General features: G+C 73.2%; 3 protein-coding genes and 1 pseudogene. 1 reads left to right on the forward strand and 3 read right to left on the reverse strand.

The genetic code is table 11. From position 1 onward, the window contains the following. The 3 genes and pseudogenes from G3I40_RS33560 to G3I40_RS33570 all read right to left on the reverse strand — a co-directional run. A pseudogene (locus G3I40_RS33560) lies at positions 1–345 on the reverse strand (hypothetical protein); the annotation flags it as partial. Between the two features lie 143 nt (positions 346–488). Further along, the gene (locus G3I40_RS33565) at positions 489–1,523 is read right to left on the reverse strand and encodes a transketolase C-terminal domain-containing protein (protein ID WP_164558617.1); all 1,035 of its coding nucleotides are present in this window, start codon (positions 1,521–1,523) and stop codon (positions 489–491) included. A gap of 14 nt (positions 1,524–1,537) precedes the next feature. After that, entirely contained in the window at positions 1,538–2,500 is a 963-nt protein-coding gene (locus tag G3I40_RS33570) for a thiamine pyrophosphate-dependent dehydrogenase E1 component subunit alpha (protein ID WP_343245098.1), read from the reverse strand. 202 nt (positions 2,501–2,702) lie between these two features. On the opposite strand from G3I40_RS33570, the gene G3I40_RS33575 reads away from it, so the two are divergent. Beyond that, positions 2,703–4,524: thioredoxin domain-containing protein (locus G3I40_RS33575; protein WP_164558618.1), on the forward strand; the 1,822-nt coding region annotated here is incomplete at its 3' end.

The following is a 4,524-nucleotide window of genomic DNA, read 5'->3' on the forward strand; positions in this document are numbered from 1 at the left end:
CACGGCGACGGCCGCCCCGGTGCCCACGGCGACGCCGGTGCCCGTCCCGAGCAGCAGATCGGCCAGCGCGGCCGTGACGGCGCCGACCCCCGCCACCTGCAAGGGAGTTGAGCCGCCGTGCTGGGCGAAGCGCTCCCCGAACGTCATCTGTCCCGCGGCCGCCTCGTCCAGCGCCCGCGTGTACGCGCCGTACTCCTCGGCCGCGCTCTGGGCCATGGCGTCGAGCGCGCCCCGCGCCCGGGACAGCAGGACGCTCCCGTCCGTGCGGCCGCCGGAGCGCCTGACCTCCTCCTCCACGGCCCGGGCCAACAGCCGCTCGGCCTCCGCCCGATGGCTGTCTCGCATCTTCGGTCCCCCTCCGGTGGCGTCAGTTCCGTGTCAAGTGTCCTGCGTATGGAGTGCAGGCGCGAGGGTCCCTGCGATCAAAGACGGGAACGTGACGTGACAGGTCCGGGGAGGAGGCCGGGCGGCGCGCGGCGCGACGGCCGTCAGTAGGGGCCGGTGAAGCCGGCCATCACGTCCTGGATCCGCGGTACGGACCACCGCGCGGAGCGCAGCACCTCCAGACAGGCCTGCGCGATCGACGCGGCGCCGGGGTTGAACGCGTTCTCCAGCGGCCAGGAAACCGGCGCCGGGCAGTCCGGCGGGGTGATCCGGCGCACCGGTGCCCGCAGCGCCTGCGGCACGTTCTCCGCCACCACGGCGGCGACCTCCGCCGACAGCCCGTAGCGGGCCCAGCTGGTGTCCGCGACCACCAAGTGGCCGGTCTTCACGACCGATGCGCAGATCATCGCGTCGTCGAGCGGCCGGATGCTGCGCACGTCGACCACCTCGGCGCTGACGCCCCGGTCGGCGAGCACCTCGGCGGCCCGCTCCGCCTCGTGGACCATCAGCGAGGCCGCGACGATGGTGATGTCCTCGCCGGTCCGGGCGATCCGCCCCTTGCCGAAGGGCACCGCCACCGGCTCCTCGGGCACCTCGCCCTCGACTCCGTACAGTCCGCGGTTCTCCAGCAGGATGACGGGGGTGTCCGACCGCAGCGCGCTGACCAGCAGGCCCTTGGCGTCCGCGGGGGAGGCCGGGGTCGCCACGTACAGGCCGGGGAAGTGGCCGAACAGCGACTGGAGGCTCTGGGAGTGGGTGGCACCCTGCCCCCATCCGCGGCCGACGATCCCCCGCATCACGACGGGTGCGCCGCCCCGGTTCCCGAACATGTAGCGCCACTTCGCGGCGAGGTTGAAGACCCCGTCCATGGCCAGGAACATGAAGTCGTCCCGGGTGTGCACCACCAGGGGCCGCAGGCCCTGCGTCGCGGCGCCGACGGCGATGCCCGCGAAGGCGTTCTCCCCGTTGGGGATGTCCATCACCCGCGTGGGCCCGAAGCGCGCGAACGCCTCGCCCGTGGTGCCGTAGACCCCCTTGTGGTCGTCGACGCTCTGGCCGGCCACCACGATCGACGGATCCGCCGCCATGCACTGGACCGTCGCCTCGCTGATCGCCTGGCTGTAGGTGAGTTTCCGCATTCTCCGCTTCCCCTTCAGTTCCCGTACGTCCCGCTGAGCAGCTCCTCGACGCGCGGGAAGGGCGCGGCCTTCGCCAGCGCGATCGCCTCGCGGGCCTCGGCGCGGAACTCGCGGTCCCAGGCGGCCACCGTCCGCTCGATGCCGGGTTCGGTGGCCCGCAGCTCCTCGGTGGCCCGGCGCACGGGGCAGCGCTCCATCCAGTACTCCAGCTCCTCCAGGGGCCGGGCGCCGAGCTCCTGGTCCCAGTTCGGGCCGACGTGCTCGCGCCAGCGGTAGGTGTCCAGCTCCAGGAAGGCGGGGCCGTTGCCCTCGCGGCAGTGCCGCGCCGCCTTCCGCGTCGCCTCGTACACGGCCCGGACGTCGTTCCCGTCGACCTGCTCCGCACGGATGCCGTAACCGCGGGCCCGGCCGGTGATGCTGGTGCCCGCCGGCTGGCGGGCGTCGACCGTCGAGCCGAGCGCGTACCGGTTGTTCTCACAGACGTAGACCACCGGGAGCCGGTGCAGGGCGGCGAAGTTCAGCGACTCGTGGAAGACGCCCTCCTCGGAGGCGCCGTCGCCGAAGAAGGTGACCGCCACGCGGGGCTCGCCGCCGCGGGCGAAGGCCCAGGCCGCGCCGGTGGCCACCGAGATCATCTCGCCGAGGATCGCCGAGGAGGCGGCGAATCCCGCGGCCCGGTCGGTCAGGTGCACCGCGCCCCCGCGGCCGGAGGCGCAGCCGCTCGCCTTGCCGTGGAACTCGGCGACCATGGCGGACAGATCGCCGCCCTTGGCCAGGTAGTGGGCGTGACAGCGGTGCCCGCTGTACACGAGGTCCGCACGGCGCAGCGCGGCGCACACGCCGACGGCGGTGGCCTCCTGGCCGATGGAGAAGTGCACGGGCGTACGCATTTCCTGCTCGTCGCGGTAGGCGTCGGCGATGACTTCCTCGGCGCTACGGATGCGCACCATGCTGCGCAGCAACTGCCTTGTCTCCACGAAAGGTTCCTCGCTCTCAGCGAGCTCCCGGGAGGTGCGCGCGACCCCGGTGCGGGGCCGGCCGCGGCCCGCTCGCTCGCGCCGGACGTGGAACCACCGTGCCGGGGAGGGCTCCATTTTCGCCTGCGGCGCGGTGGTGCCGGGGCGGGCGCCGGGGCCGCAGATCACCGGCCCCGGCGTCCGGGTGCGCGAGGATGGGGGTATGCCGAACCGACTGGCCCATGAAACGTCCCCCTACCTCCTCCAGCACGCCGACAACCCGGTCGACTGGTGGCCCTGGTCGGCCGAGGCCTTCGAGGAGGCGAAGCGGCGGGGGGTGCCGGTGCTGCTCAGCGTCGGATATTCGAGCTGCCACTGGTGCCACGTGATGGCCCACGAGTCCTTCGAGGACGAGGCCACCGCCGCCGTCCTCAACGACCACTTCGTCAGCGTCAAGGTCGACCGCGAGGAGCGCCCCGACGTCGACGCCGTCTACATGGAGGCCGTCCAGGCGGCCACCGGCCAGGGCGGCTGGCCCATGACCGTCTTCCTGACGCCGGACGCCGAACCCTTCTACTTCGGTACCTACTTCCCGCCCGAGCCCCGCCACGGCATGCCGTCCTTCCCTCAGGTCCTCAACGGCGTACGGGACGCGTGGAGCGACCGGCGCGGCGAGGTCGCCGAGGTCGCCGCGAAGATCACCTCGGATCTCGCGGGGCGGGAACTGCCGTACGGGGACACGCAGGTGCCCGGCGAGCAGGAGCTGACGCAGGCGCTGCTCGGACTCACCCGCGAGTACGACGAGCGGCACGGCGGGTTCGGCGGCGCCCCCAAGTTCCCGCCGTCGATGGTGATCGAGTTCCTGCTGCGCCACCATGCGCGCACGGGGTCCGAAGGCGCGCTGCAGATGGCCGTCGACACCTGTGAGCGGATGGCGCGCGGCGGGATCTACGACCAGTTGGGCGGCGGGTTCGCGCGGTACTCCGTCGACCGCGAGTTCACGGTGCCCCACTTCGAGAAGATGCTGTACGACAACGCGCTGCTGTGCCGCGCCTACGCGCACCTGTGGCGCTCCACCGGCTCGGAGCTCGCCCGGCGCATCGCCCTGGAGACCGCCGACTTCCTGGTGCGCGAACTGCGCACGAACGAGGGCGGGTTCGCCTCCGCGCTCGACGCCGACAGCGAGGACCCGGCGAGCGGCAAGCACGTCGAGGGCGCCTACTACGTATGGACCCCGGGGCAGTTGGACGAAGTGCTCGGCGCGCAGGACGGCGACGTCGCCGCCCGGTACTTCGGCGTCACGCAGGAGGGCACCTTCGAGGAGGGCGCCTCGGTGCTCCAACTCCCGCAGGACGACGAGGTGTTCGACGCCGAGCAGACCGGCCGCATCCGCGCGCGGCTGCTGGAGGCCCGCGGCCTGCGTCCCGCCCCCGGCCGGGACGACAAGGTCGTCGCCGCGTGGAACGGTCTGGCGATCGCGGCGCTCGCCGAGACCGGCGCCTACTTCGGGCGGCAGGACCTGGTGGACGCCGCCGTGTGCGCGGGCGACCTCCTCGTGCGCCTGCACATGGACCCCCAGGCCCGCCTCACCCGTACCAGCAAGGACGGTCAGGCCGGCCGGAACCAGGGGGTGTTGGAGGACTACGCGGACGTCGCCGAGGGGTTCCTCGCACTCGCGTCCGTGACCGGCGAAGGAGTGTGGCTGGAGTTCGCCGGGTTCCTGCTCGACCACGTACTGGACCGGTTCGTGGACCGGGAGAGCGGGGCCCTGTACGACACCGCCGTGGACGCCGAGCAGCTGATCCGGCGGCCGCAGGACCCGACCGACAACGCCGCGCCCTCCGGGTGGACGGCCGCCGCCGGCGCACTGCTGTCGTACGCCGCCCAGACCGGCTCCGAGCCCCACCGCACGGCGGCCGAACGGGCGTTGGGCGTGGTCAAGGCGCTCGGACCGCGTGCGCCGCGGTTCATCGGGAACGGCCTCGCGGTCGCGGAGGCGCTGCTCGACGGGCCCCGGGAGATCGCCGTCGTCGGCGAGGCGGGCG

The sequence above is a fragment of the Streptomyces sp. SID14478 genome (assembly GCF_010548525.1).
Classification (GTDB): Bacteria; Actinomycetota; Actinomycetes; order Streptomycetales; family Streptomycetaceae; genus Streptomyces.

Coding starts and splice junctions, on each gene's coding strand:
- G3I40_RS33565 (WP_164558617.1), bottom strand. CDS start 1,523: ATGCGGAAACTCACCTACAGCCAGGCGATCAGCGAGGCGACGGTCCAG.